This is a genomic window from Aeromicrobium sp. (assembly GCF_049586495.1).
GTDB lineage: Bacteria > Actinomycetota > Actinomycetes > Propionibacteriales > Nocardioidaceae > Aeromicrobium.
On record NZ_JBAVCB010000020.1, the window covers coordinates 1 to 2,540 of the forward strand.

General features: G+C 67.8%; 3 protein-coding genes. All 3 read right to left on the reverse strand.

The window, feature by feature from the left end:
- Positions 1–266: acyl-CoA dehydrogenase family protein (locus tag WB508_RS00980; protein WP_423843003.1), on the reverse strand; the 266-nt coding region annotated here is incomplete at its 3' end.
- 1 nt (position 267) lies between these two features.
- Complete coding sequence (locus tag WB508_RS00985; RefSeq protein WP_423843004.1) at positions 268–1,446, reverse strand: acyl-CoA dehydrogenase family protein; 1,179 nt, start codon at positions 1,444–1,446, stop codon at positions 268–270.
- 88 nt (positions 1,447–1,534) lie between these two features.
- Positions 1,535–2,540: threonine/serine ThrE exporter family protein (locus tag WB508_RS00990; RefSeq protein WP_423843005.1), on the reverse strand; the 1,006-nt coding region annotated here is incomplete at its 5' end.

Genomic DNA, 2,540 nt, shown 5'->3' on the forward strand with positions numbered 1-2,540 from the left:
ACGTACGGCTCGGGAGCGATGACCCGCCCGATCTCCTCGGCCACGATCGCGACCTCGGCAGGACCGGCGCCCATGCCGCCGTCGGCCTCGGCGAAGGGGAGCCCGAGGGCCCCCATCTCGGCGAGCCGCTGCCAGGTCTTCTCGTCCCAGCCCGGATCGGTCTTGGTCACGTCGCGGCGGGTCTCCGACGATCCGTAGGCCTTGCCCAACAGACCTCCGACCGCGTCCTTGAGTGCTTCTTGCTCGTCGTCGTACAGGAAGTCCATGTCAGCTCCTCAGTCCCAGGATCGTGCCGGCGATGATGGTGCGCTGCACCTCGTTGGATCCGCCGTAGATGGATGCCTTGCGGTAGTTCAGGAAGTTCGGCACGGCGACCTGCGCCCAGTCCGGCACGTCGGATCCCTCCGGGTGGCCAGCGGCCAGCCCCGCCGGCCCGGCGATGTCGACGATCAGTTCGGTGACCGCCTGCTGCAGCTCGGTGCCGCGCAGCTTGAGCACCGACGACGCGGGATGCGGCTTGCCGTCCGTGGAGTTCGCGACCACGCGCAGCGCCGTCAGCTCCAACGCCAGCAGGTCGTTCTCGAGGTCCGCGAACTGTGCGGCGACGAGTGGATCGTCCAGCAGGGAGGTGCCGCCCGGGCCAGCCGTCTTGGCGATGTTCTTGGCGCCGGCAAGAACTCGCTTGGTCGACCCGACGGGAGCGACGCCCACCCGCTCGTTGCCGAGCAAGAACTTGGCGTAGTCCCACCCCTTGTTCTCCTCGCCGACCAGGTTCTCGGCGGGAACGCGCACGTTGTCGAAGAACACTTCGTTGACCTCGACGCTGCCGTCGATCAACTCGATCGGACGAACGGTCAGACCCTCGGACCGCATGTCGATGAGCAGGAAGGAGATGCCGGCCTGCTTCTTCACGTCCGGGTCGGTGCGCACGAGCATGAAGATCCAGTCGCCGTACTGGCCAAGCGTGGTCCACGTCTTCTGGCCGTTGACGATGTACTCGTCGCCCTCCTTGACCGCGGTCGTGCGCAAGGACGCCAGATCCGACCCGGCATCCGGCTCGCTGAAGCCCTGCGACCACCAGATGTCGAGGTTGGCCGTCTTGGCCAGGAAGCGTTCCTTGAGCTCGTCGGAGCCGAACGCCGCGATGACCGGACCGACCATGCTGGCGTTGAACGCCAGCGGGATCGGCACGTGCGCCATCTGCATCTCCTCGTGCCAGATGTGGCGCTGCAACGGCGTCCAGTCCTTCCCGCCGTGCTCGACCGGCCAGTTGGGCACGGCAAGGCCAGCGGCGTTGAGGGTCTGCTGCGCCTCGACGATCTGCTCCTTGGAGAGCTCGCGTCGCGCGGCGACGGTGTCGCGGATCTCCTGGGACACCTCGGTGGTGAAGAACGTGCGCATCTCCTCGCGAAAAGCCACGTCTTCGGCGGACAGCTGCAGATGCATCGGGAACTCCTGAACAGGGGGGGGACGACTCGAAGGTTACTCCGGAGTCAGTGTGACCACACGGTCGGTTCCTGCACAGGAGGTGTAGTTACTTGTCTGAATCCTGGTCGCGCTTCTTGTTGCGGACGCGAGCGCGGGCGCGGAGCGGGCCGACCAGCCGGGGTCCGCTGAGGCGCTGCTCGAGCCGCCGGGCCTCGCGGCGCAGGGGCTGGGCGATGTATTCGCCGAGGATGACGCCCGAGGCCAGGGCGATGGCACTGGCGACGGCAGCGATCAACGACAAGATGCCGACGAAATTGTCATCGGCCAGCTGAGTGAGCCCGCGGTAGATCGACAGGCCCGGCAGCAGAGGAATGATCGCGGGGACGACGATGACCAGCGGGGGGACCCGCACGGCGCGCGCCACGTGATACCCGACCAGACCGATGGAGACTGCTGCCACGGCCGATGGCCATGCCGGACTGACGTCCTGGGTGGCAATGGCCGCGTAGATCGCCGTTGCTCCACCACCCACCAGCCCGATCGGCAGGATGGACCGGTTGGGGGCGTAGGCCGACAGGGCGAACGCTGCTGCGGCCAGGGCGCCACCTGCTGCAGCGAGCGGTACCGGCGCGAGTTCCAAGGTGCTGACTCGCACCGACACGTCGACCCCCACCATGGAGCCGATGCTCAGCCCCGCACCGACACCGGCAATGATGCCGACGGTCGAGAGCAGCACTTCGAGGATCCGGGCGTTGGCCGTGACGTAGTAGCCCGACAGCGCGTCCTGGAAGGCGCCGATGAATCCGAGTCCGGCCAGCAGGGTGACGATGCCGGTGACGATCACGAGGGAGGGATCCACGTCGAGATCGGTCGCCTCGGTGGCGACGGCCAGCAGCGAGGCAAACGCTCCACCAGCGATCTGGGTGTAGAACGTGGGCAGTCGGAGGCGGGAGAGGTACCGCTGGATGAACTCCGCTCCCGCCGCAGCCACGGCCGCGATGCCGGTGACCAGCAGGCCACCGCCGATCAAGATGGCGACACCAGCGCCCAGGACGGCCCACGCCAGCGACACCGCCCACCGGGGCGCGCGGTGCCCCGTGGAGGCGATCTGC